We start from the raw sequence: 22657 nt of genomic DNA, 5'->3' as shown, positions 1-22657 counted from the left end.
CACACGGGTGGGTCAAGTGGCGCTATTCGACTAGAGGTTGAAGAAAAAGAAAAGGCTCCGGGGGGGGACCCGGGCCCGCCACGGCTGCGGCCTGCCCCATGGCCGTCAGGAACGATCTCTGTCGCATCGGCGTCTCAGACACCGTCCGCACATACGTGCCACACTGCCAGCTTCCTCGGAGAGAACGGGAGCCACCCGAGATCATGGAGAGCACCGCCGCCCTCGCGCTGCCCGACCTGTGGGGCCGCCTCGTCGGCACCCAGTCCGACCCCGACCTGTGGGTGGTGATCGCCACGGCGGTGGCGGCCCTCGCGGTCGTCGTACCGCACAGCCTGTGGCGGCTCTCCCGCAACGCCATCACCATCGCCCACGAGGGCGGCCACGGCCTGGTCGCGCTGTTGACCGGGCGCCAGTTGACCGGGATACGGCTGCACTCCGACACCAGCGGCCTGACCGTCAGCCGGGGCAAGCCGCACGGCCTCGGCATGATCCTCACCGCGGCGGCCGGCTACACCGCTCCCCCGCTGCTCGGCCTGGGCGGCGCGGCCCTCCTGGGCGCCGGCCGCATCACCTTGCTGCTCTGGGCGGCGACCGCGCTGCTGCTGGCGATGCTGGTGATGATCCGCAACGCGTACGGCGCCCTGACCGTCGTCCTCACCGGCGGCGCCTTCCTGCTGGTGTCCTGGCTGGCCGGCCCCCAGGTGCAGGCGGCCTTCGCGTACGCCGTGGTGTGGTTCCTGCTGCTGGGCGGCGTACGGCCCGCCTTCGAGCTCCAGGCGAAGCGCTCGCGCGGCGGCGCGGGCGACTCGGACGCGGACCAGCTGTCCCGTCTGACCCATGTGCCGGCCGGTCTGTGGCTGTTCCTGTTCCACGCGGTGAGCCTGTGCGCGCTGCTCGGCGGCGGCCGGTGGCTGCTCGGGCTGTGACCGGCCCGGATACGGCCTCCGAGGGCGCGGGCCGGGGCCGCAGGGCCGGCCTCCGGGGGCCGGTCGCAAGGCGCGGGCGGGCCGGACGGCGACGCACCCGGATCCCGGCCGCGGACTAAAGTGGGCGCATGCCCGTGAACCCCGCCCACACCGCCCTCTGGCCCGCCCCGCACGCGAGCGAGGCCGTCGACGCGACGGTCCACGTGCCGGGGTCGAAGTCCGTCACCAACCGTGCCCTCGTCCTCGCCTCGCTCGCCTCCGAGCCCGGCTGGCTGCGCCGCCCGCTCCGCTCCCGGGACACCCTGCTGATGGCGGCCGCGCTGCGCGAGATGGGCGTCGGCATCGAGGAGACGGTCTCCTCGAGCTCCTCCGTGGCGGCGGGCCAGGACCGCGCAGGCGAAGCCTGGCGCGTCCTGCCCGCGGGGCTGCGCGGACCCGCCACCGTCGACGTCGGCAACGCCGGCACGGTGATGCGCTTCCTGCCGCCGGTCGCCGCCCTCGCCGACGGCCCCATCCGCTTCGACGGCGACCCGCGCGCGTACGAGCGTCCCCTGAACGGCGTCATCGACGCGCTGCGCGCCCTCGGCGCGCGCATCGACGACGACGACCGCGGCGCGCTCCCGCTGACCGTGCACGGCTCGGGCGGGCTGGACGGCGGCACGGTGGAGATCGACGCCTCCTCGTCGTCGCAGTTCGTGTCGGCCCTGCTGCTCTCCGCGCCGCGCTTCAACCAGGGCGTGGAGGTCCGGCACGTCGGCGCCTCGCTGCCGTCGGCGCCGCACATCCGGATGACGGTGGACATGCTGCGCGCGGTGGGCGCCCAGGTGGACAGCCCGGAGTCGGGCGGCGAGCCGAACGTCTGGCGGGTCACCCCGGGCGCCCTGCTGGGCCGGGACCTGACGATCGAGCCGGACCTGTCCAACGCCCAGCCGTTCCTGGCGGCGGCGCTGGTGACGGGCGGCCGGGTGCTGATCCCGGACTGGCCGGCCCACACCACCCAGCCGGGTGACCGGCTGCGCGAGATCTTCACCGAGATGGGCGGTTCCTGCGAACTGGCCGACTACGGGCTGGTCTTCACGGGCTCGGGCTCGATCCACGGCATCGACGTCGACCTGGCCGACGTCGGCGAGCTGACCCCGGGCATCGCCGCGGTAGCCGCCCTCGCGGACTCCCCGTCCACCCTGCGGGGCGTGTCCCATCTGCGCCTGCACGAGACGGACCGGCTGGCCGCGCTGACCAAGGAGATCAACGAGCTCGGCGGCGACGTCACGGAAACCGCCGACGGCCTGCACATCCGTCCGCGCCGACTGCACGGCGGGATCTTCCGCACCTACGACGACCACCGCATGGCCACGGCCGGTGCGATCATCGGCCTGGCCGTGGAGGGCGTGCGGATCGAGAACGTGGCGACGACGGCGAAGACCCTGCCGGACTTCCCGGAACTGTGGACCGGGATGCTCGGGGTATAAGAGACGGCAGGAATCACACATGCGCCGCTACGGCAAGCACACCGACGAGGACGACATCCGCAACCGCCCCAACCGCAAGGGCAGCCGGCCTCGTACGCACACCCGCCCCAAGCACGAGGACGCCGCCGACGGCATGGTCCTCACCGTCGACCGGGGCCGGCTGACCTGTCTGGTCGACGACCGGATCGTCCTGGCGATGAAGGCCCGCGAACTGGGCCGCAAGGCCGCGGTGGTGGGCGACCGGGTCGCCCTGGTCGGCGATCTGTCCGGCCAGAAGGACACCCTCGCCCGGATCGTCCGCATCGCGGAGCGCACCTCGGTGCTGCGCCGCACCGCGGACGACGACGACCCGTACGAGCGGGTGGTGGTCGCCAACGCCGACCAGCTCGCCGTGGTCACGGCCCTGGCCGACCCCGAGCCGCGCCCGCGGCTGATCGACCGCTGCCTGGTGGCGGCGTTCGACGGCGGTCTGACCCCGCTGCTGGTCATGACGAAGTCGGACCTGGCGTCGCCGGACAAGCTGCTGGAGCTGTACGGCCACCTCGACATCCCGTACGTCGTCACCAGCCGTGAGGAGCTGGAGAACGGCGGCGCGGCGGAGCGGGTGCGCGAGCTGCTGGTGGGGCGGACCACGGCGTTCGTCGGCCACTCGGGCGTCGGAAAGACGACGCTGGTCAACGCGCTGGTCCCGCTGGAGCGGCGGCGGGTGACCGGCCATGTCAACGCGGTGACCGGCCGCGGCCGCCACACCACGACCTCGGCGCTGGCCCTGCCGCTGGCGGGCACGGACGACTGGGTGATCGACACCCCGGGCATCCGTTCCTTCGGCCTGCACCACGTCGACCCGTCCCGGGTGATCCTCGCCTTCCCGGACCTGGTGCCGGGCACCGAGGGCTGCCCGCGCGCGTGCAGTCACGACGAGCCGGACTGCGCGCTGGACGCGTGGGTGGCCGAGGGCCACGCCGACCCGGCACGGCTGTACTCCCTGCGCCGGCTGCTGTCCACGCGGGAGCGCACGGAAGGCGACTGACCCCCGTCGAACGGCCCACTGACCACCGCGTTGTTTGCGTGACCCCGAGTCCGGCAAGTGCATAATCGCACCGAGCCGGACCGGGCCGGTCAAACGGAGGGACAGCACATGGCGTGGCTGCTGGTAGTCGTGGCCGGACTGCTCGAAACCGGTTTCGCCGTCTGCCTCAAGCTGTCGCACGGTTTCACCCGGCTCTGGCCGACCGTCGCCTTCTGTGCCTTCGCGCTGGGCAGCTTCGGCCTGCTGACGCTCTCTCTGAAGAAGCTGGACGTCGGCCCCGCCTACGCCGTGTGGACGGGCATCGGCGCGGCCGGCACCGCGATCTACGGCATGGTCTTCCTCGGCGACCTGGTGTCGGCCCTGAAGATCGTCTCGATCAGCCTGGTGATCACAGGGGTGATCGGGCTGCAGCTGTCGGGGTCGGCTCACTAGGGTCACCGACCCGTGGGGTCGGGTCCCGGTCCGGCGGGCGGCCCCTGGCTCCGGAGGCGCCGGTGCAGGGCCCCGCGCACCAGATCCGCCACCCCGTCCTCGCCCGGCGGCGGCGCAGCCACGCAGGACAGGGCGAGGCGGACGGCGAGTTCGCAGCAGCGGGCCAGTTCGGCGGCGTCGGCCCGGACGGCGCCGGGCCCGGAGAACACGGCCACCGCCCGGTCGCGGACGGCTCCCACCAGATCGCCGGGCGAGGGCAGCGGCCCGTCCGCCCGCCGCTGCGCCGGGACGGCGGAGGAGGACGGGACCGCCGAGAGCGTCGGCGTGGGCAGACGCTCGCTCCAGAAGCCGGTGAGGACGGCCCGCACGAGCACGTTGTCGCGGGCGGCCGAGACGGTCCACTCGGCGGCGGCGGTGAGCCTGTCCCGGGCGTCGCCGTGCCCGGCGAGCGCCCGGTCGACCCCGGCGAGGTACCCGTCGGCCTCGCGCCGGACCAGTGCTCTCGCCAGGCCCTCCTTGCTGCCGAACTCGTTGTACAGCGTCTGCCGGGACACCCCGGCCGTCACGGCGACGTCCACCATGCGCACCTGGGCCCACGGCCGTAGCGCAAGCGCCTCGAAGGCGGCGTCCAGTAGGGATTCCCGCGCTGCAGGCATCGTCGCCTCCCGGGAGCGAGCGGCTCTGCGCCCCAGGTTTGACGCGCGAGGGAGCACTGTCAAGGGTTCGCGGCCGGACCGGGGCGGTCGCCGGACCGTCCGCCGGTGGCGCGGCCGCCCCTCGCGGACCGTCCGTCTCGCGGTCCCCTGTGGCCCCGGTTCGCCTCTGCCCGATACGGTTCGTCCCATGGCGGACTACCTCGACGATCTCCGACTCGCGCACGTCCTCGCGGACGCCGCCGATGCCGGGACCATGGACCGTTTCAAGGCCCTCGACCTCAAGGTCGAGACGAAACCGGACATGACCCCGGTGAGCGAGGCCGACAAGGCCGCCGAGGAACTCATCCGCGGCCAGCTGCAGCGGGCCCGGCCCCGGGACGCGGTGCTGGGCGAGGAGTACGGAGTCGAGGGCACCGGCCCGCGCCGCTGGGTGATCGACCCGATCGACGGCACGAAGAACTATGTGCGGGGCGTTCCCGTGTGGGCCACCCTCATCTCGCTGATGGAGGCGGGGGAGAGCGGCTTCCAGCCCGTCGTCGGCGTCGTCTCGGCGCCCGCGCTGGGCCGCCGCTGGTGGGCCGCGAAGGGACACGGGGCCTACAGCGGCCGCAGTCTGTCCGCAGCGACCCGGCTGCACGTCTCCCGCGTCTCGGAGCTCTCGGACGCCTCCTTCGCCTACTCCTCGCTCGGCGGCTGGGAGGAGCGGGGACGTCTCAACGGCTTCCTGGACCTCACCCGTGCGGTGTGGCGCACGCGCGCGTACGGCGACTTCTGGCCGTACATGATGGTCGCCGAGGGCTCGATCGACATGTGCGCCGAACCGGAGCTCTCCCTGTGGGACATGGCGGCCACGGCGATCGTGGTGACGGAGGCCGGCGGCGTGTTCACGGGCCTCGACGGGCGTCCGGGCCCGCACAGCGGCAACGCGGCCGCGTCCAACGGCCTGCTCCACGACCACCTGCTGGACCATCTCAACCAGCGCTACTGAAGGCGCCCGTAAGCACGACAGATGAGCGCGTGCGCCCTCAATTGGACGCGCGCGCCCTCTTGTTGACCCCTGCTTTACCTGTCACGCTGACAGCACCCCTACTTGTGAACTTGTGAATCCCCGCACGCGTGCCGTGGATTCCCAGGAGGTGGCTCCAGCCATGCTCGTCCGTGACGCCATGACCACGATGATCCTCACCATCGGCCCCGCTCACACCCTCCGCCAGGCCGCGGCCCTGATGTCCGCCCGTCGCGTCGGCGCGGCCGTCGTCCTGGACCCGGACGCCGGCGGCATCGGCATCCTCACCGAGCGGGACATCCTCGACTCCGTGGGCCTCGGCCAGGACCCGGACGAAGAACGCACCCACGCCCACACCACGGACGAGGTCGTCTTCGCCGCCCCCACGTGGACCCTGGAGGAGGCGGCCCGGGCGATGGCCCACGGCGGCTTCCGCCATCTGATCGTCCTCGACCACCACGGGCCGGCCGGCATCGTCTCGGTGCGCGACATCATCCGATGCTGGGCGCCGGCCCGGCCGCTCGGCCAAGGCCGTACCCCGTCCTACAGTGGATCGAGTCCAAGCCAAGTCAGAATCTAAAGTCACACCCGTTCGGGACCTGGTCACACCGGCTGTTAGGCTGGATTCATGAGTGACCTTCTGGACCGACTGCGCGGCCGCGGATGGCGGATGACCGCGCAGCGGCGCGTCGTGGCCGAGGTGCTCGACGGCGAGCACGTCCATCTGACGGCCGACGAGGTGCACGCCAGGGCCACCGCCCGGCTGCCGGAGATCTCCCGGGCGACCGTCTACAACACGCTCGGCGAACTGGTCTCCCTCGGCGAGGTGCTCGAGGTGGCCACCGACCGGCGCGCCAAGCGGTACGACCCGAACGCGCACCGCCCGCACCACCACCTGGTGTGCGCCCGGTGCGGCGCCATCAAGGACGTGCACCCGAGCGGCGATCCGCTGGCCGACCTCCCGGGCTCCGAGCGCTTCGGCTTCACGGTCACGGACGTCGAGGTGACGTACCGCGGCGTCTGCCCCGCCTGCGCGGCGGCATAGCTCCCGCCCCGATCCCCGCGGAGCTTCGGGACCGACCCCTACGCCCCTGACGCACGCACGGGCGACGCCCGCTCACGGCGATATGACCGAGGGCCGGAACCCTTTCGGATTCCGGCCCTCGGCCTTCAGTAGCGGGGACAGGATTTGAACCTGCGACCTCTGGGTTATGAGCCCAGCGAGCTACCGAGCTGCTCCACCCCGCGTCGATGAACGCAACGTTACGTGAAGGCCAGGCCCGAAGGCAAATCAACGCCTTCCGGCCAGGACCCACGCCGACCACCGTGCTCGTGCGCGGGCGGCCGCCGCTGCCCGCGCATCAGCACCCCGGCCGTGCGAACGGGCAGCTCGACCCCACCCTTCCGGCCCGTCCGGCGGCAGCGGAAGTCCGAGGCCACGGCCTCCGGAGACGGGGCAGGTGAGGGAGCGGGGGCAGGTGAGGGGACAGCCGGGGCGGGAACCCCCTGCACGGGACCGCGACGCCCCGGGCCTCCCACCTCGGGGGCCACGGGGCGCCGTCGCGTCCCTGCCTCGGGGCCACGGGGCGCCGACACCTCTCTGCCTCGGGAGCCACGGGGCGCCGCCGCAGCACAGGGCGCCGTCACGCGGACAGTTCCTCCCGTAGAGCGTCCCGCAGCCGGGCCGCACGCTCGGCCACCTCCGCCGGCCCGAGCGACACCGCCCGATCCGCCCACCGCTGCCCCTCCGCCAGCTCCCCGCGACGCGCGTAGACCAGGGCCAGCCGCAACGCCGCCCGCCCGTGTCCGGCGTCGGCCGCGCGCGTCCACCACACCGCCGCCTCGGGCTCGCTGCCCTCCCGCGCCAGCAGCAGCCCGAGGTTGAAGGCGCCGTTACGGGACCCGGCCTCCGCGGCCGTCCGGTACCAGCGTGCCGCCTCCACCACATCGCCCCGGGCGGCGGCCAGCATCCCGACCCGCACCTGCGCGCGCCGGTGCCCCTGCGTCGCTGCCCGTTCGTACCACTCCTCGCACTCGGTCTTCTCGTGCACGATCTCCCCGAGCTCGTGCGCGGGCTGCGGCGGCCGCCTCGCGTCGAGCACGGCAGCCAGCCGGTACGCCGCCTCCGCGCTGCCCCCGCCGGCGGCGCAGCGCAGATGCCGCTCGGCCTCCTGTTCGTCGCCGTCCCGCAGCCGCGCGATGCCGACCTGGAGCGCCGCCTCGGTGTGCCCGGCGGCCGCCGCCCGCTCGTACCAGCGCAGGGCGAGCGCCTCCTCGCCCCGCCCGGCGAACAGGATGCCGAGGTTGAACGCGGCATCGACGCTGCCCGCCTCCGCGGCCTTGGAGAACCAGGGCTCGGCCCCGGCCGTGTCACCGCCCTGGAGCAGCAGGACGGCCAGCGCGTTGGCCGCCTCCCGGTGCCCGGCGTAGGCGGCGCGGCGGTACCACTGCTCGGCCTGCGCGGTGCGGCCCTGCTCGGCGCAGAGCAGGGCGAGGTTGTAGGCGCCGTTGTCGTCGCCCGCGTCCATCGCGGCCCGGTACCAGCGCTCGGCGGTCTGGGTCTGTCCCCGCTCGGCGTGCAGCGCGCCCAGCGCGTTCGCCGCGTTCCCGTCGCCCTCCTGCGCGGCCCGCAGCCACCAGATGGCGGCGTTCTCGGTGTCGCCGGCGTCGCGCAGCAGGAACCCGAGGGCGCAGGCGGCGCGCGTCTCGCCGTCCTTGGCGGACGTCAGGTACCAGCGCCCGGCCTCCTTCAGGTCGCCCCGCTTCTCCAGGATCGTCCCGAGGTGGAGCGCGGCCCGGCGGTGTCCACGCGCGGCGGCCTGGCGGTACCACTGCTCGGCCTCCGCACGCACGGCGGCACCGCCGTCCTGTCCGCGTCCGCCTGACGAGCCGGCCGACGAGCCGCCCGCGGACGGGTTCCCGCACTCGCCGAGTTCGCCGCCCTGCTCGTGGTCCTTCAGGTCGAGGGCGCGGGCCAGTCGGTACGCCGCTTCCCGGTGCCCGCGCTCGGCGGCGGCCCGCATCCACCGCTCGGCCCCGGCGTCCCCGCGGTGCTCCAGCAGGTCGGCGAGGGCGTAGGCGCCCAGCGCGTGCCCCTGCTCGGCGGACTGGCGGAGCCAGTACTCGGCCGCGGGCTCGTCCCCGCACTCCCGGCAGTGGCGGCCCAGGGCGTGCGCGGCGGCGGCGGAGCCGGCGACGGCGGCGACCCGCCACCAGCCGGCCGCCTCGTCGGGATAGCCGCGCTGGTGCAGCAGGACGCCCAGGTTGTTGGCGGCGGCCCGGTCGCCCTCGGCGGTGGCGGCGCGAAGATGGGGCTCGGCTCCGTCGAGGTCGCCACGGCGCAGCAGCATGGCCCCGAGGACGCTCACGGCCTCGACGTCGCCGGCTTCCGCCGCGAGCCGCAGCCGCATCTCCTCGACGGCTTCCCCCGTCTCGACGGCGTCCGCCGCCTCGTCCCGGCTCTCGTCCGGGGTCGCTTCCTCACCGGAAGGCTGCACAAACCGCCCTGTCTCGAACAGAGTTGCCTTGTCCCCCATAACGTCCATCGTCGCACCACCCGCAACCCGGGTACACCTGGTATACCGCGGCCCGTAAGGTCACTTCAGCGTTTTGTCGACATGCCCACAGAGAGACAAGTGAAACACAGATCCCTCAACTCCCCACCGCGGCGCGGCCATCGCGCCGCCCGGCACATGCGTTCGCACATCACGAAGGCCCGGATCCGTTTCCGGATCCGGGCCTTCGTTTTCAGTAGCGGGGACAGGATTTGAACCTGCGACCTCTGGGTTATGAGCCCAGCGAGCTACCGAGCTGCTCCACCCCGCGTCGTGTTCCACAACCGTACCACGACGCGGAGCGGTCCTGATCAGCCGCTAACTCGTACCGGGACTGGGGCTGCCGGTCGCCTTTCCGCTGCCCGCGCTCGGGCTCGCCGAACCCGTCGGGCTCGGGCTGCTGCTCGGCTTGGCGCTCTTGTCCGCCTGGGCCTGCGCGTCCTCGGCCCGCTTCAGCGCGGCCTCGAGATCCTTCTGCGCCTTGGCGTACGCGTCCCAGTCGGGCTTCTTGAGCGCTTCCTGGCCGGCCTCGAATGCCTTCTGGGCGTCGGCCAGCGCCTGGCGCACCGTCGGGTTGGACGACGTGGGCGGCGGGGTCGTGCCCCCGCCCTCGTCCGCCGGCGGCGGAGTCTGGGGCGCGCCCTCCGCGCCGAAGACCTTGTTGAGGGCTTCGTCCAGGGTGTCCTCGAAGGCGGTGTTGCCTCCGTAGGTCACCAACACCTTCTTCAGCAGCGGGTACTTGAGCCCGCCGCCGCGCACATAGACCGGTTCCACGTAGAGCAGGCCGCCGTCGAGCGGAACCGTCAGCAGGTTGCCGTACTCGATGTCGGAGTCGCCGCCCTTCAGGAGTCTGATGGACTCGGCGATGTCCTGTTCGGAGTTGAACTGGCTCTGCACCTGTTTGGGCCCGTCGACGGTCGTGCTCGTCGGCAGCTTCAGGACTCTGATCTTGCCGTAGTCGGGTGTGCCCGCCTCGGAGTCGACCGCCATGAACGCGCTCAGGTTGTCACGGCCGTTGGGCGTGAACGTCGTCGTGAGCGAGAACGCCTGCGCCTTCTGGTCGGGCATCCTCATGCTCAGGTAGTACGGCGGCACCGCGTCGCCCGACTTGTTGGACGGGTCGTTCGGCACCTGCCACACCTCGCTGCCGCTGAGGAACGTCGTCGCGTCCTTCACGTGGTAGCGGCTGAGCAGCTCGCGCTGGACCTTGAACAGGTCCTGCGGGTACCGGAGATGGGCCATCAGCGAGCCGGAGATGGACGACTTGGCCTTCACCGTGCCGGGGAACGCCTTCATCCAGGTCTTCAGGACCGGGTCCTCGGTGTCCCACTGGTAGAGCTTGACCTCGCCCGTGTACGCGTCGACGGTCGCCTTCACCGAGTTGCGGATGTAGTTGACCTGGTTCTGCTGGGCCACCACCGCACGGTTGTCGTTGGTCGCGGTCAGCGAGTCGGCCGTCGTGTCGCCGAGAGTCGTACGGGAGGCGTACGGATACCCGTTGGTCGTCGTGTACGCGTCGACGATCCACTGGATCTTGTTGTCGACCACCGCCGGGTAGGCGTCGCCGTCGATGGTCAGCCACGGGGCGACCGCCTCGACGCGCTCCTTGGGCGTGCGGTTGTACAGGATCCGCGAACCTTCGCCGATGGCGCCGGAGTACAGGATCTGCGGCTCGCCGAACGCCACCGCGTACACGGCGCGGTTGACCGGGCTGGAGAGGCTCACGCCGCTCTTGCCGGTGTAGCTGGTGGTCTTCTCACCCTGGTTGTCGGAGTAGTCGATCTCCTTTTGGGGACCTCCGACGATCGAGTACGTGGTCGTCTTCTCCCCGTAGTAGACCCGCTGCTGGTAGGTGCCGAGCTCGCCCTCGGAGGGCAGGTCGGACTCGGTGAAGACCGGGCGCCCCTCGGGGTCGGACGTGGTGCCCTTGGCGGCGACGACGCCGTAGCCGTGGGTGTAGCGGAAGTGGTTGTTGATCCAGTTCTGCTTGTCGACGCCCGCGAGGTTCAGCTCGCGCAGACCGATGACGGTGTCCTCGTCGGTCCCCTTCACGTTGTAGCGGTCCACGTCCAGGTTGGTCGGGAACGCGTAGTACTTCCGCATCTGCTGGAGCTGCTGGAACGTCGGGGAGACGATGTTCGGGTCCAGGACGCGGATGCTCGCGGTGGAGTCGACGTCATCGCGCAGCGTCGTCTTGTCCTTGGCCGTGCTGGTGCCCGAGTACTCGGTGACCTGCGCGCCGTCGATGCCGTACGCCTCGCGCGTCGCCTTGAGGTTCTTCTCGACGTACGGGGCTTCCTTGGCCTGCTCGTTGGGCTGGACCTGGAACTTCTGGACGATCGCCGGGTACAGCCCGCCGATCAGGATCGCCGAGAGCACCATCAGGCCGAAGCCGATCACCGGCAGCTGCCAGGTGCGCCGCCACAGGGTGGCGAAGAAGAGCAGGGCACAGATGACGGCGATGCAGAACAGGATCGTCTTCGCCGGCAGATAGGCGTTGGCGTCGACGTAGCGCAGGCCCGTCCAGTTGTCCGTGGCCTTGAAGTCGCTGGACTTCACCGCCAGGCCGTAGCGGTCGAGCCAGTAGGCGACCGCCTTCAGGGTGACGAAGACGCCCAGCAGCACCGACAGGTGGCCGGTGGCCGCGGCGGTGGCACGCGCGCCCGGGCTCGTGACCCGCAGCCCGCCGTACAGGTAGTGGGTGAGCGCCGCGGCGATCAGGGACAGGATCGTGGCGGCGAAGCCGAAGCCGAGCAGGAACCGGTACCAGGGCAGGTCGAAGGCGAAGAAGGACACGTCGAGGTGGAACTGAGGGTCCTTCTGGCCGAAGGACACCCCGTTGACCCACATCAGCCACGTCCGCCACTGGCCAGCCGCGGACGCGCCGGCGATCAGGCCGACGAGGGCGGTGATGCCGAGCAGCAGCCACGTCTTGTACGGCGCGATGCCCATGCGGTAGCGGTCGAGGCTCTGCTGCTCCACGGACATCGCGCTCAGCGGCGGCCGCAGCCGGTGCGCCAGCCAGATGTTGACGCCGACCGCGAGGGCCATCAGCAGACCGAAGACGAAGAACAGCCCGATCTTGGTCCACAGCGTGGTGGTGAAGACCGACGAGTAATGCACCGAGCGGTACCAGAGCCAGTCCGTCCAGAACCCGGCGAACATGGTGAACGCCATGGCCAGGACGGCCAGGACGCCCAGTGTCGTGAGCAGGGTCCGGACCCGCCGGGACGGGCGGCCCACTCTGATCCGCGGCCCCGTGGGGCCTCCGCCGCGGTCCGGCATCTGGAAAGCCAAGGTGCGCACCTCGAAAGTCGCAGTAGATACGTCAGGCCCGCGTGTTCGTGGACCGTTCGTGGCCCCCCGTGATCGCGGGCCCACACCTATGCAACTTACTCACGGTTTACTCGGTTCCCGATTCCGGCCAGGAACGAGAGAGGATTGTGACCATGTCCAACACTCCCATGGCGGCGAGCCCGCTCACCCGGGCCGTGCTCGAGATCGACGAGTACGCCTCCGGCCTCGGCTGGGACCAGCCCGCCCGCCTCTTCGCCCTCGTAGACACCGCTCGGCTGCGTGCCCAGGAACCGTCGCTGGCGGCCCAGCTCGGCCTTCAGGACGAGCCCGAGATCACCGGCCTCACCCCCATCGAGCAGGACGAGGTGCCGACGGACAAGCCGCTCGACGAGTTCCTCGCCACGATCGCCTGGCCCGACGCGGTGGTCGGCTGCGCCCTCACCGTGGAGCGGCTGATGCTGCCGCCGTCCGCCGAGGCCCAGGTCCCTCAGGGCCTGAGCGAGGCCAAGCTCGCGAAGTGGGTGTCGGACCATCCCGACCGCCAGGAGGTCCGGATGACGGTCGGCGTCCTGCGCGACGGCACCCGTGACTCCGCCCTGCGGCTGCGGGAGAAGGACGCCCCCACGGAGGTCCTCACCGGCGCGGGCCTGGTGCCGGGGCTTGCGGAGGCGCTGTCGGCGACGTTCGCCGAATAGCGGCTCCCGAGCCCGAAGCCGGGTGGCCGTGCGGCTACTTCGTGCACGAGGGCAGGGCGGCGGTGTCGCCGCCGCGGATGTCCTTGAGGGCGCCGAGGGCGTCGTCGATGGTGTTCACCTTGACGAGCCTGAGCCCCGAGGGGGTGTCCTTGGCGGCGGCCGCGCAGTTGTCGGCGGGCGTCAGGAAGTACTGAGCGCCCTGGCTGCGCGCGCCGACCGTCTTCAACTCGATGCCGCCGATCGGCCCCACCTTGCCGTCGTCGTCGATGGTCCCGGTGCCGGCGACGAACTTGCCGCCGGTGAGGCTGCCCGGGGTGAGCTTGTCGTAGATGCCGAGGGCGAACATCAGACCGGCGCTGGGCCCGCCGACGTCGGCGAGCTTGATGTCGACGGTGAACGGGAACGTGTGGTCGGTGCCGGCCGAGATCCCGACGATCGCCCGCTTCTGGCCGCTGTCGGCGGAGGCGGCCGTGGTGACGGTCACCTCCTGGGTCACGGTCGCCGCCTTGTGCGCCTTCTCGGCGGCCGCCTGCTCCTTGGCCGGGACGATGGTGAAGACGACCTTCTCGCCCGGCTTGTGCCTGGTCACCAGCTTGGCGACGTCGCCCGGCTGCTTCACGGCCGTCCCGTCGACCGCCTTGATCACGTCGCCGGCGTGCAGCCTGCCCTCGGCCGGAGAACCCTTCACCACGGTCGAGACGATCACCCAGGACGTCACGGGGACCTTCAGCTCCTTCAAGGCCGCCACCTTGGCGCTCTCCTGGGACTGGCTGAACTCCTCGGCGTTCTCCTGGGTGGACTGCTCCTCGGTCTTGCCGTCCGGGTACAGCGTGTCGTGCGGGACCACCTTGGTGTCGTGCGCGAGCCAGCCGTAGACGGCCTCGACGAGGTTCATCCGGTAGTCGGCGCTGGTGACCCGCACGGTGGTCATGTTCAGGTTGCCGCTGGTCGCGTAGGTCCTGCGCCCGGAGATCTGCAGCACCGGCTCGCCGTCGTGGTCGCCGAGCGTGTTCACCGTCGGCCCCGGGGACATCTCCGCGTACGGCACGGGGATGAGCACTCCCGCGCACAGGAGCGCGATCAGCATCAGGGTGGAGGCGAGCATCGTCGCGGTGCGGCGTGGCATGCCTCGACATTACGTGACGGGTCTGTCAGCGCCCCGTCAGGGCTGCCACCCGGGTCACGTACGTGAGCGGGGCTTCTCCATGGCCTCGCGGAAGCGGGCGTATCCGTCCAGCTCGGGGCCGTCGCCCCGGGCCTTGCGGGTCCGGTTGGCCCAACTGCCCCACAGGCCCGCACCGATCGCGGCGACCAGCGGAATCAGCAACCAGACGAGCGCCGCCATGCCGACCTCCCAACCCCGACGAACCACCGCAACTGACTGATCAGCAGATTAACCGTCCGCACTGACAACGCTCATGGCAGGGGTCGGGTTACGCAACCGGACGCATGACCGGGCGGCGGCCGGGTCCGCGCCCGCCGGAGCCGCGTCCGCCGGGGCCGCGGGTCAGCAGGCGCCGACCCACTCCTCCGTCCCGTCCGAGAACTTCTGGTGCTTCCAGACGGGGACTTCGTGCTTGAGGTCGTCGATCAGCTTCCGGCAGGCCTCGAAGGCCTCGCCGCGGTGCGGACACGACACGGCGACGACGACGGCGAGATCGCCCACCGCGAGGTCCCCCACCCGGTGGACGGCCGCGAGCGCCCGCACCGGGTACTCGGCGACGACCTTCTCCGCGACGCGCCGCATCTCGGCCTCGGCGCTGGGGTGGCAGGAGTACCCGAGGGCGTCGACCTGGGCGCCGCCGTCGTGGTTGCGCACGGTGCCCACGAACAGCGCGGTCCCGCCGGCCGCGTCGTCCCCGACGGCTGTGAAGACCTCGTCCAGGGAAAGCGCCGTGTCGCGCACGGCGATCAGCTTGATGGGGTCCTGCGCCGCGTGCTCGCCCGGATGGTCGTCGATGGCTGCCATACCCCCATCGTGCCGTACCCGGGAGACGCGACGGAACTGTGTGATCGCCCGGCACACGCGCGTGCCGCTTCGGAGCGGCCTCGGGGGGGCGACCTGCAGACCGCGCCTGTCCGGCGGCGACGGGGCGGCGCCTGCCGACGGGGAAGGGCAGCGAGGAAGCGCAGTGGGGAAAGACCCCGTCACCCGCCGCCCCGGTCTCACCTCCGCCGGGCCTTCCGGGCTCGCCGCACGACAGCCGCCGCGCCCAGCAGGGCGACCGTGGCGCCGGCCGCGCCCGCCGCGGTCGCGTCCTTGCGTCCCAGCCGCCGTCCGGCGACGGTGTGCCGTCCGGAGACCTCTTCCAGCAGCTCCGCGAGGACCTCCTCGTTGGTCCAGCGAGGCCGCCATCCCGCGTCGTGCAACCGGCTCCCGCTCACCACCCAGGGATACATCGTGTACGCCAGGTCGCCCGCCGGGGACGGCGTCAGCCCGATCCGGTGCAGCCTGGCCGCGGCGCCCAGCGCGACCGCCGACGGCAGCTCCATCCGGCGGATCCCGCTGAGCTCCTCGACCTCCTCCTGCTCCAGCCACCCGTCGCACCCGACGGCCAGCTCCCCGTCGACCTTCTCCAGGACTGCGTACTCCAGGGCGCTCACCAGGTCCTCGACGTGGCAGAACTGCCACGCGGGCCGCGACCCCGCGACGACCAGCAGCCGCGGCGACTCGAAGTACCGGGTCAGCGCCGTGTCCGTGCCGCCGACCAGGATCGCGGGCCGCACCACGGTGACGTTGAGCCCGGGGTGCGCCCGGGGTGCGCGCCGCGCGAGCCGTTCGACCTCCAGGAGGTCTCCGACGCCGGTCGCCTCGGCCGTCGCCCGCAGCTCGGCGTCCTCGGACAGCGGCAGCTCGTTGTCCTCCAGCGCGCCGTAGACCATCGCGGAGGTGCACAGCACCACGCGGTGCACCCCGGCCGCCGCGGCGGCCGTCAGCACGGTCTGCGTGCCGCGCACGTTGTAGGCCGTCCGGGCGGCGGCGTCACTCCCCAGGTCGAGGTCGAGCGCGAGATGTACCACGACGTCCGCCCCGCGCAGCTTGTCGGCGATCGCCGGATCGCGGACGTCGAGGATGTGCCACTGCGCGGCGTCGCACTCGCCGCGCCGCTCGTCGATGGCGACGACCTGCTTGACCTCCTCCGACGCGGCGAGGCGCTCCGTGAGCAGCGCGCCCACCCCGTTCGCCGCGCCGGTCACGGCCACTACGGGCCCGCGCGAACCGCCCGGGGTCGAAGGGTTTCGCGCTGCGCGAACCTGCGGATCTGGGGAACTCACCGGGTGTCTCCAGCGGTTGTCTTGGCATACGGGCGTGAGTGACGCGTACGTACCAGGTGGCATCCATCCTGCCGCAGGCCGGCAGTCGGCGAAGCACCGAGGCCCGATCGAGCCGGGGTGTCTACGCTGGGTGGTGTTGCAGGGCAGTCGCCGCCGGGCGAGAACCGGTGGCCTTACCAGCCGAGGAACCCCGTGAGTGACACCCCATTCGGATTCGGCCTTCCGCCGGAGGAGCCGGAAGACGGCGACGAGGGCAAGAAGAAGGACTCGCAGAGCGGCGGTGGTCAGGGACCGGCCAACCCGTTCGGCTTCGGCGGGTTCCCCGGCGCCGGAGGCTTCGGCGCTCCGGGCGGTCCCGGCGCCGACAACCCCCTTGCCGCGATGTTCGGCTCACTGAACCCCAACGACCTGGGCGCCGCGTTCCAGCAGCTCGGTCAGATGCTCTCGTACGAGGGCGGGCCGGTGAACTGGGACATGGCCAAGCAGATCGCCCGCCAGACGGTCTCCCAGGGCACCTCCGACGGCGTGAAGGACGCGAGCGTCGGCTCCTCCGAGCGCACCGCCGTGCAGGAGGCCGTCCGCCTGGCCGACCTGTGGCTGGACGACGCCACCTCCCTGCCGTCCGGCGCCGGCTCCGCGGTGGCGTGGTCGCGCGCGGAGTGGGTCGAGGCGACGTTGCCCGCGTGGAAGGAGCTCGTCGACCCGGTCGCCGAACGCGTCGGCGCCGCCATGGGCGACGTCCTGCCGGAGGAGATGCAGGCCATGGCCGGCCCCCTGATCGGCATGATGCGCTCGATGGGCGGAGCGATGTTCGGCTCACAGATCGGCCAGGCCGTCGGCGTCCTCGCGGGCGAGGTCGTCGGGTCGACCGACATCGGCCTTCCGCTCGGTCCGGCCGGGCGCGCGGCGCTGCTGCCGGTGAACATCGCGGCGTTCGGCAAGGACCTGGGCGTGCCCCAGGACGAGGTGCGGCTGTATCTCGCCCTGCGCGAGGCCGCCCACCAGCGTCTGTTCGCGCATGTGCCGTGGCTGCGCTCGCACCTGTTCGGCGCGGTCGAGGGCTACGCGCGCGGGATCAAGGTCGACACCGCCAAGCTGGAGGACGTGGTCGGCCAGTTCGACCCCCAGAACCCCGAACAGCTGCAGGACGCGCTGCAGCAGGGCATGTTCCAGCCCGAGGACACCCCGGAGCAGAAGGCCGCGCTGGCCCGTCTGGAGACGGCTCTGGCGCTCGTCGAGGGCTGGGTGGACGCGGTGGTGCACGCGGCCGCGAAGCCGCGTCTGTCGTCCGCCGACGCGCTGCGCGAGACGCTGCGCCGTCGTCGTGCCACCGGTGGTCCCGCGGAGCAGACGTTCGCGACGCTGATCGGCCTGGAGCTGCGCCCGCGCCGTCTGCGCGACGCGTCCCGCCTGTGGGCCTCACTGACGGACGCGCGCGGGGTCGACGGCCGGGACGCCCTGTGGGCGCACCCGGACATGCTGCCCACGGCCTCCGACCTGGACGACCCGGACGGCTTCGTGCACCGCGAGCACATGGACTTCTCCGAGCTGGACAAGATGCTCGGCGAGGCGGCGAGCGGCGGAGCCTCCGGCGAGAAGCCGAACCTGAAGAAGGACGACGCCGAGAACGACTCCGAGGGCGACGACACCGAGTGAGCCTGTACGACGACGCGGTCCTCGTCCTGAAGGGGTACGAGGGCCAGGAGGAGCTGCGCCAGTCCTACCTGGACCATCTGGCGGCGCATGCGGACGGCGTGTGGAAGGCCTGCCGGGACGGGCACGTCACGGCGAGCGCGCTGGTGATCGACCCGGAGCGGGAGCGGGTGCTGCTGACGCTCCACAGGAAGCTGCGGATGTGGCTGCAGACGGGCGGGCACTGCGAGCCGGTCGACGTGACGCTGGCGGCCGCCGCCCTGCGGGAGGGGACCGAGGAGTCGGGCGTGCCGGGTCTGACCCTGCTGCCCGGCGGCCCGGTCCGGCTCGACCGGCATCTGACACCGTGCGCCTGGCACTACGACGTCCAGTACGCGGCCCTGGCCCCGGCCGGGTCCGTGGAGGCCATCAGCGACGAGTCCCTCGACCTGCGCTGGTTCCCTTACGCGCAGGTGGCGGACGTCGCCGACGAGTCGGTCGTGCGGCTGCTCGAGGCGACCCGCGCGCGGCTGTGAGCCGGAACGCGTGAGGGGCGGCCTTGCGGGCCGCCCCTCACGTCGTCGTCCGCCGGACGATCAGCTCCAGGCGTTGCCCTGGTTCTGACCGCGCACCCCCTGCTGGCCCATGCCGTACTGCGCGGCCAGGCCGGAGCCGATCGCCGCGTTCTGCGGCGGCAGCAGCTCACTGGGCTGTACGAGCGCATAGCCGGAGCCCATGAAGCTGAGCTCCCAGCCCTCACCGGTATTGCCGCGCCGGCGCCACACCCCGGAGGAGTGGGTCTGCGCCTGCATCTGCACCCGCAGCCCGGTGGACCAGGCGACGATGGCGTCGGCGTCGCAGTTGACGTACTTGTCCGGCGTGACCTGCATCATCAGGGGCGCGCCCGAGGTCATCAGGGCGACCTTGCCCCGGCCGGTGATGTTGAGCTGGTACTTCCCTGAGCCGGAGATGCCGTAGAGGCTGTCGACGGCGATGACCTCATGGTGCAGCGAGGAGTCCATGGCGAGCACATAGCTGCTGTCCACGGTCAGGCCGTCCTGCTCCACCTCCATCACGTGGATGTGCTGGGCGAGGTTGGCGAGGTAGACCGTGCCCTGGCCGTGGCAGCGCATCAGGTCCAGACCCTCGCCCGTGCGCGCACGGGCGCGTCCCTGCTGGTTGCTCTGGTACTCGGCGTCGAACTCCATCAGGCCCTGGTAGGCGACCATCGTGCCCTTGCGGGCGAGGATGTCGTCGTGGCCCCCCAGAGCGACCCGGAGCATCTGCTTGTTCTGCAGACTCCAGCGTTCCTGGGTCTGCGAGTCGTTGTGCGCGAAAAGTGGGCTCTGCATGACGTTTCTGGCTCCCCCTCAGCCCCGGACCCGGAGGCGGTCCGTGCTGTCCTCGCTGGGCTGGACGACGACGATGCCCTGGCCGGAGAAGGCCATCTGGTAGGCCTCGCCGCTGCCCCGGCCGATGAGCGACTGCGCTTTGAAGCTGCGCTTGCCCTTCACCTTCAGGTTCGGGGACCAGGCGACGAGCGCGTCGGGGTCGACGTACGTCTCGTCCTCGCCGCCTCCGCAGTCGACCACGATCGGCTTGCCCCGGGAGGTCAGCGCGACCCATCCCTGGCCGCTGATCTTGGTGTTCCACAGGCCCTGGCCGGCGAACTTCGCGAGCCCCTTGACGCGCTCGACGCCCCAGGTGAGGTGCGCGTCGAAGGCGAGCAGGTTGGTGGCGTTGACGGAGATGCCGTCGCCGTTGAGGTTGATCACGACGACGTTCGCGCCGTAGTCGGCGAGGTAGAGCAGCCCGTCGCCGGTGCACTTCATCAGGGGCGCGCCCTCGCCGGTCATCCAGTCGCGCGCGATCTGCCGCACGGCCGGCGGGTTGGGCTCGTACTGGACGAAGCCCTCGTAGGCGACCATCGAGCCCACGCGCGCGAAGAGGTCGTTCCCGGTCTGCATGGCGACCTTCAGCATGTGGTCGCCATGGTTCTCCATGCGGGCGGTGACGGGTGCGGGGGCGTAGCCCGCGAGCGGCTGGTTCATGACGGGCTCCCTCAGACCTCGTACGGCTGGACGACGATGAAGTTGCCGGGAGCTCCCCGGAACTGGAGGTTGACGCTCTCTCCGGTGTCGCCGGGGTAGGCGTTGCGGCGCATCCGCACCTGGCTGGAGACGACCACCTGGGCGGCGGCCGACCAGGCGACGACGGCGTTGCAGTCGGCGAACGTGGTGGGCGTGACCGGCAGGACCACGGGCGTGCCGTGCGTCTTGACGACGATCGTGCCGGTGCCCTGGAACTGCATGGTGAACAGCGCGCCGCCGGGAATGCCGTGGCCCTCGATGCGACGGACCTCGTACTGGAGGCTCTCGTCGAAGGCGAGGACGTTCTCGGCGGAGACGCAGATCGCGTCGCCCTGGAGCTCGATGGGGTGCACATGGGTGGCGTTCTCGGCGAGGAAGACCTGCCCCTGGCCGGTGCAGCGCATCAGCTGCATCTCCTGGCCGGTGGCGCCGCCGACGATCCGGCCGGCGAACCCGGCGCCCTTGTAGCTGAAGTCGACCTTGCCCTGGTAGAGGACCATGCTGCCCTGACGGGCGAGCACCGGCTGGCCTCCCATGCCGAGGTCGACGCGGATCAGCTTCTTGTTCTGCTGCGTCCAGCGCTGCCCGGTGGGCGTCTCCTTGAACTGCTGGAGAGCGGCGGCAACACCGGCGCCGCCCTGCGGAGCGCCCTGTGGCACGCCGTACCCCTGCTGGCCCGGGACCTGGCCGAACGGCGGCTGCTGGCCGTAGCCGGGCGGCGGGGCCGGCTGTCCGTAGCCGGGCGGGGCCTGCGGGGCCTGGGGCTGCTGGCCGTAGCCGGGCGGCATGGGCACGGTCGGTGCGGGGCCCTGCCCGTAGGGCTGCTGCGGCGGCTGGCCGTAGGGCGCCGGGGCGGGGGCCGGGGGCGGGACGTGGCCGCCGCCGGGCGGGGCCAGGGGCGCGATGATGGTCGGCGCACCGTGCACCGAGGGCGCGGGCGCCGGGGCGGGCGGCGGAGTCGCGCCGGGCGGGGCCGCGAAGCCCTGCGCGGCGGGCTGCGGCTGATGCGGGGCGGGGGCCGGCGCCGAGGGGGCGCCGAACGCGGGCGGAGCGAAGGCGGGAGCGGCCCCGCCGGCCTGGGGCTGCGCGGGCGCGGCAGGCGCCTCCTCCTCCGCGACCTCACCGCCGAAGTTCTTCAGCAGCGCGTCCAGACCGCCGTCGAAGCCCTGGCCGACGGCCGCGAACCGCCAGACGTCCTTCAGGTAGAAGTCGCCCAGCATCACGGCCCGCTCGGTGGTGAACTCCGCGCCGCTGAACGCGTAGCGCGCCACTTCCTCACCGCCCGCGACGATGCGGAGATATCCGGGACGGATCTGCGACATCTGCCCGGCGCCGTCGAGGGTCGCCGTGAAGGAGAGCTTGTGGATCTGCGGCGGGATCCGGTCCAGAGTGATGCGGAAGGACTCCGTGTCGCCGGCCTGGGGGCCCAGGAGCTGGATGGACTCCTCGGGGGACTTCGGCTGGTTGAAGAAGACGAAGTACCGGTCGTCCGAGAGCCGCTCGTCGGCGTCGAGGCCGAAGCAGCTGATGTCGAAGGTCAGGCCGGGTGCGGTGATCTGCACGCCTACGTACAGGTCGGTGCCCACGGTGAGGTCACTGATCTTGGCCTTGTGGCCGCGTTGGAATTCCCTGGGCATGCGTAACGACCGTCCCCCATCCCGATTGCGAGTGCGTCGCGTCAGGCTAACGGCAAAGTCGGACAACGCACGATGTCGGTACAGACCCGGTACACAACCGGCGTCACGGGAGAGCCGAGGGGTTCACTGCGCGCACGGAGCAGGTCACTCCCCGCGTGCGTCCGGCGGGTGGGGCAGCCGTTCGGCCGCGACGACGCCCTCCAGATAGCCGCGTGCGCGCTCGGTGCGCGGGTACGCCTCCAGCAGCCGCCAGAAGTCGGGGCCGTGGCCGGGTACGAGCAGGTGTGCGAGTTCGTGGGCGAGAACGTAGTCGATGACGTACTCGGGCATGCCCTGGAGGCGGTGCGAGAGCCGGATGCTGCCCTCGGCCGGGGTGCACGACCCCCAGCGGGTGTTCTGGTTGGTCACCCAGCGGACCGAGGTGGGCCGGGCCCGGCCTCCGAAGCACTGGGCCGACAGCCGCTCCGCGCGCTCGGCCAGCTCGGCGTCCCCCGGCACCCGCCGGCTCTCCTGGGCGGCGAGCTTGTCGAGCATGACGCTCACCCAGCGTTGCTCCTCGGCCTCGGACATCCGGGCGGGGATCAGCACGATGGTGCGGTCGCCCTCGCGGTACGCGGAGACCGTCCGCCGTCGACGGGCGCTCCTGCGGACCTCGATGGCGCTCGCCCGGGGGCCGCTCGGCGGCTGGCTCGTCGTACTGCGCTGTGGTGTTCCGGCGCGGTGCAGGGGGTCGGCGGACACGCCCCGACGTTACCCGCTGCACATGGGGGAAGTCCCGGCTCCGGGGCGGTTCGGTTCCGATCTCTGCCGCCACGTTTGCCTCATACGACGGATTTGTACGATGAATGCGTCTGCCTGTGGACAACTTTCGGCGGCCTCCGGCGGGTCCGGGCATGCTGGCACTCGTCGGCGGAGCGAGGACCCCGCGCCCCGCTCCGTCGACGTGACGGGGAGTTT

The 22657-nt window shown here is 71.9% G+C and carries 21 protein-coding genes and 2 tRNA genes; 10 read left to right on the top strand and 13 right to left on the bottom strand.

What is annotated here, in order from left to right:
* Positions 1-203: 203 nt before the first annotated feature.
* From IE239_RS21530 to IE239_RS21515, 4 genes are all read left to right on the top strand, one after another.
* Complete coding sequence (locus tag IE239_RS21530) at positions 204-926, top strand: M50 family metallopeptidase (RefSeq protein WP_190151002.1); 723 nt, start codon at positions 204-206, stop codon at positions 924-926.
* A 128-nt stretch (positions 927-1054) separates the two neighbouring features.
* On the top strand, positions 1055-2395 hold the full coding sequence (gene aroA, locus IE239_RS21525; RefSeq protein ID WP_190151001.1) for a 3-phosphoshikimate 1-carboxyvinyltransferase: 1341 nt from the start codon (positions 1055-1057) through the stop codon (positions 2393-2395).
* Positions 2396-2414: 19 nt separating this feature from the next.
* Positions 2415-3425: a ribosome small subunit-dependent GTPase A gene (gene rsgA / locus IE239_RS21520; RefSeq protein ID WP_190151000.1), complete on the top strand. Its 1011-nt coding sequence runs from the start codon at positions 2415-2417 to the stop codon at positions 3423-3425.
* Positions 3426-3533: 108 nt separating this feature from the next.
* Positions 3534-3857, top strand: a complete 324-nt coding sequence (locus IE239_RS21515; protein ID WP_190150999.1) for a DMT family transporter — start codon at positions 3534-3536, stop codon at positions 3855-3857.
* Positions 3858-3859: 2 nt separating this feature from the next.
* Here IE239_RS21515 and IE239_RS21510 read toward each other — a convergent pair whose 3' ends face one another.
* Positions 3860-4513 carry a TetR/AcrR family transcriptional regulator gene (locus tag IE239_RS21510; protein WP_190150998.1) on the bottom strand — a complete coding sequence of 218 codons (654 nt, stop codon included), beginning with the start codon at positions 4511-4513 and terminating at the stop codon, positions 3860-3862.
* A gap of 187 nt (positions 4514-4700) precedes the next feature.
* Between IE239_RS21510 and hisN the strand changes: the two genes are divergently transcribed.
* From hisN to IE239_RS21495, 3 genes are all read left to right on the top strand, one after another.
* Positions 4701-5501, top strand: coding sequence for a histidinol-phosphatase (gene hisN / locus IE239_RS21505; RefSeq protein ID WP_190150997.1), 801 nt, complete (start codon positions 4701-4703; stop codon positions 5499-5501).
* A 160-nt stretch (positions 5502-5661) separates the two neighbouring features.
* Entirely contained in the window at positions 5662-6099 is a 438-nt protein-coding gene (locus tag IE239_RS21500; RefSeq protein ID WP_190150996.1) for a CBS domain-containing protein, read from the top strand.
* A 48-nt stretch (positions 6100-6147) separates the two neighbouring features.
* On the top strand, positions 6148-6564 hold the full coding sequence (locus IE239_RS21495) for a Fur family transcriptional regulator (RefSeq protein ID WP_190150995.1): 417 nt from the start codon (positions 6148-6150) through the stop codon (positions 6562-6564).
* Between the two features lie 129 nt (positions 6565-6693).
* On the opposite strand, the gene IE239_RS21490 is transcribed toward IE239_RS21495, so the two are convergent.
* From IE239_RS21490 to IE239_RS21475, 4 genes are all read right to left on the bottom strand, one after another.
* Positions 6694-6767: transfer RNA gene (locus IE239_RS21490), tRNA-Met, on the bottom strand.
* 395 nt (positions 6768-7162) lie between these two features.
* Positions 7163-9064: a tetratricopeptide repeat protein gene (locus IE239_RS21485; protein WP_190150994.1), complete on the bottom strand. Its 1902-nt coding sequence runs from the start codon at positions 9062-9064 to the stop codon at positions 7163-7165.
* Positions 9065-9270: 206 nt separating this feature from the next.
* Positions 9271-9344, bottom strand: a tRNA-Met gene (locus tag IE239_RS21480).
* Between the two features lie 47 nt (positions 9345-9391).
* The gene (locus IE239_RS21475) at positions 9392-12358 is read right to left on the bottom strand and encodes a UPF0182 family membrane protein (RefSeq protein ID WP_190151084.1); all 2967 of its coding nucleotides are present in this window, start codon (positions 12356-12358) and stop codon (positions 9392-9394) included.
* Positions 12359-12522: 164 nt separating this feature from the next.
* Between IE239_RS21475 and IE239_RS21470 the strand changes: the two genes are divergently transcribed.
* Positions 12523-13065, top strand: a complete 543-nt coding sequence (locus IE239_RS21470; protein WP_268254523.1) for a PPA1309 family protein — start codon at positions 12523-12525, stop codon at positions 13063-13065.
* 34 nt (positions 13066-13099) lie between these two features.
* Here IE239_RS21470 and IE239_RS21465 read toward each other — a convergent pair whose 3' ends face one another.
* From IE239_RS21465 to IE239_RS21450, 4 genes are all read right to left on the bottom strand, one after another.
* Positions 13100-14191, bottom strand: coding sequence for a YlbL family protein (locus IE239_RS21465; protein ID WP_190150993.1), 1092 nt, complete (start codon positions 14189-14191; stop codon positions 13100-13102).
* A gap of 54 nt (positions 14192-14245) precedes the next feature.
* Positions 14246-14410 (bottom strand): hypothetical protein, encoded by a 165-nt coding sequence (locus tag IE239_RS21460; RefSeq protein ID WP_190150992.1) that lies wholly within the window; start codon positions 14408-14410, stop codon positions 14246-14248.
* A gap of 162 nt (positions 14411-14572) precedes the next feature.
* Positions 14573-15034 carry a molybdenum cofactor biosynthesis protein MoaE gene (locus IE239_RS21455; protein WP_190150991.1) on the bottom strand — a complete coding sequence of 154 codons (462 nt, stop codon included), beginning with the start codon at positions 15032-15034 and terminating at the stop codon, positions 14573-14575.
* 197 nt (positions 15035-15231) lie between these two features.
* Positions 15232-16341 carry an SDR family oxidoreductase gene (locus IE239_RS21450; RefSeq protein WP_190150990.1) on the bottom strand — a complete coding sequence of 370 codons (1110 nt, stop codon included), beginning with the start codon at positions 16339-16341 and terminating at the stop codon, positions 15232-15234.
* 192 nt (positions 16342-16533) lie between these two features.
* Between IE239_RS21450 and IE239_RS21445 the strand changes: the two genes are divergently transcribed.
* A complete protein-coding gene (locus tag IE239_RS21445) occupies positions 16534-17997 on the top strand; it encodes a zinc-dependent metalloprotease (protein WP_190150989.1) in 1464 nt (487 codons plus the stop codon).
* Positions 17994-18509 carry an NUDIX hydrolase gene (locus IE239_RS21440; RefSeq protein WP_190150988.1) on the top strand — a complete coding sequence of 172 codons (516 nt, stop codon included), beginning with the start codon at positions 17994-17996 and terminating at the stop codon, positions 18507-18509. Before IE239_RS21445 ends, IE239_RS21440 begins: the two co-directional genes overlap by 4 nt.
* 60 nt (positions 18510-18569) lie before the next feature.
* Here the strand turns inward: IE239_RS21440 and IE239_RS21435 are convergent, their stop codons facing one another.
* From IE239_RS21435 to IE239_RS21420, 4 genes are all read right to left on the bottom strand, one after another.
* On the bottom strand, positions 18570-19325 hold the full coding sequence (locus IE239_RS21435; RefSeq protein WP_190150987.1) for an AIM24 family protein: 756 nt from the start codon (positions 19323-19325) through the stop codon (positions 18570-18572).
* A gap of 18 nt (positions 19326-19343) precedes the next feature.
* Positions 19344-20024: an AIM24 family protein gene (locus tag IE239_RS21430; RefSeq protein WP_109002741.1), complete on the bottom strand. Its 681-nt coding sequence runs from the start codon at positions 20022-20024 to the stop codon at positions 19344-19346.
* 11 nt (positions 20025-20035) lie between these two features.
* Complete coding sequence (locus IE239_RS21425; protein WP_190150986.1) at positions 20036-21700, bottom strand: TerD family protein; 1665 nt, start codon at positions 21698-21700, stop codon at positions 20036-20038.
* A 144-nt stretch (positions 21701-21844) separates the two neighbouring features.
* Positions 21845-22441, bottom strand: a complete 597-nt coding sequence (locus IE239_RS21420) for a M48 metallopeptidase family protein (RefSeq protein ID WP_190150985.1) — start codon at positions 22439-22441, stop codon at positions 21845-21847.
* Positions 22442-22657 lie beyond the last annotated feature (216 nt).

Source organism: Streptomyces humidus (assembly GCF_014649655.1).
In the GTDB taxonomy this organism is placed as follows: Bacteria; Actinomycetota; Actinomycetes; order Streptomycetales; family Streptomycetaceae; genus Streptomyces; species Streptomyces humidus.
The sequence above is the reverse complement of the archived record's forward strand: the minus strand, read 5'-3'. Positions and strand labels throughout refer to the sequence as shown.

What these genes read in the sequence shown, in the direction of transcription:
- IE239_RS21530 (WP_190151002.1), top strand. Translation starts at nt 204, where the DNA reads ATGGAGAGCACCGCCGCCCTCGCGCTGCCCGACCTGTGGGGCCGCCTC.
- IE239_RS21510 (WP_190150998.1), bottom strand. Translation starts at nt 4,513, where the DNA reads ATGCCTGCAGCGCGGGAATCCCTACTGGACGCCGCCTTCGAGGCGCTT.
- IE239_RS21455 (WP_190150991.1), bottom strand. Translation starts at nt 15,034, where the DNA reads ATGGCAGCCATCGACGACCATCCGGGCGAGCACGCGGCGCAGGACCCC.
- IE239_RS21515 (WP_190150999.1), top strand. Translation starts at nt 3,534, where the DNA reads ATGGCGTGGCTGCTGGTAGTCGTGGCCGGACTGCTCGAAACCGGTTTC.
- IE239_RS21500 (WP_190150996.1), top strand. Translation starts at nt 5,662, where the DNA reads ATGCTCGTCCGTGACGCCATGACCACGATGATCCTCACCATCGGCCCC.
- IE239_RS21495 (WP_190150995.1), top strand. Translation starts at nt 6,148, where the DNA reads ATGAGTGACCTTCTGGACCGACTGCGCGGCCGCGGATGGCGGATGACC.
- IE239_RS21485 (WP_190150994.1), bottom strand. Translation starts at nt 9,064, where the DNA reads ATGGACGTTATGGGGGACAAGGCAACTCTGTTCGAGACAGGGCGGTTT.
- hisN (WP_190150997.1), top strand. Translation starts at nt 4,701, where the DNA reads ATGGCGGACTACCTCGACGATCTCCGACTCGCGCACGTCCTCGCGGAC.
- IE239_RS21465 (WP_190150993.1), bottom strand. Translation starts at nt 14,191, where the DNA reads ATGCCACGCCGCACCGCGACGATGCTCGCCTCCACCCTGATGCTGATC.
- IE239_RS21430 (WP_109002741.1), bottom strand. Translation starts at nt 20,024, where the DNA reads ATGAACCAGCCGCTCGCGGGCTACGCCCCCGCACCCGTCACCGCCCGC.
- IE239_RS21460 (WP_190150992.1), bottom strand. Translation starts at nt 14,410, where the DNA reads ATGGCGGCGCTCGTCTGGTTGCTGATTCCGCTGGTCGCCGCGATCGGT.
- aroA (WP_190151001.1), top strand. Translation starts at nt 1,055, where the DNA reads ATGCCCGTGAACCCCGCCCACACCGCCCTCTGGCCCGCCCCGCACGCG.
- IE239_RS21435 (WP_190150987.1), bottom strand. Translation starts at nt 19,325, where the DNA reads ATGCAGAGCCCACTTTTCGCGCACAACGACTCGCAGACCCAGGAACGC.
- rsgA (WP_190151000.1), top strand. Translation starts at nt 2,415, where the DNA reads ATGCGCCGCTACGGCAAGCACACCGACGAGGACGACATCCGCAACCGC.
- IE239_RS21425 (WP_190150986.1), bottom strand. Translation starts at nt 21,700, where the DNA reads ATGCCCAGGGAATTCCAACGCGGCCACAAGGCCAAGATCAGTGACCTC.
- IE239_RS21470 (WP_268254523.1), top strand. Translation starts at nt 12,523, where the DNA reads ATGTCCAACACTCCCATGGCGGCGAGCCCGCTCACCCGGGCCGTGCTC.
- IE239_RS21475 (WP_190151084.1), bottom strand. Translation starts at nt 12,358, where the DNA reads ATGCCGGACCGCGGCGGAGGCCCCACGGGGCCGCGGATCAGAGTGGGC.